A 262-nucleotide genomic window follows, 5' to 3' on the forward strand; every position below is an offset into this window, starting at 1 on the left:
GCCAATGACCTTCCCACAACCATAACAGCGAGAACCTGCCGAAGGGCATCATCTGACTGCATTAAGTGAACCAGAGTCTCTACCTGATAACCCTGAACGGCGGTAACCTCGGTGACCGTCGCTTCCGTTTGGGCAGCTTTTATATGCCCACCACTTCAGGGGTCTCCATGGAAAGAATCACCTTAAAACCGTTGCTCCTTGCCGCCGGCCTCCTGGCCTTGATGCCGACCGCTCAGGCGGCGACTACCCTGGTCTACTGCTC

1 protein-coding gene is annotated in these 262 nt (G+C 56.1%); it reads left to right on the forward strand.

The genetic code is table 11. From position 1 onward, the window contains the following. Positions 1-65: 65 nt before the first annotated feature. Positions 66-262 (forward strand): hypothetical protein (locus NDO48_RS29305; protein WP_267322931.1); only part of this gene is annotated, 197 nt, incomplete at its 3' end.

The sequence above is a fragment of the Aminobacter sp. MET-1 genome (genome assembly GCF_026521175.1).
GTDB lineage: Bacteria > Pseudomonadota > Alphaproteobacteria > Rhizobiales > Rhizobiaceae > Aminobacter.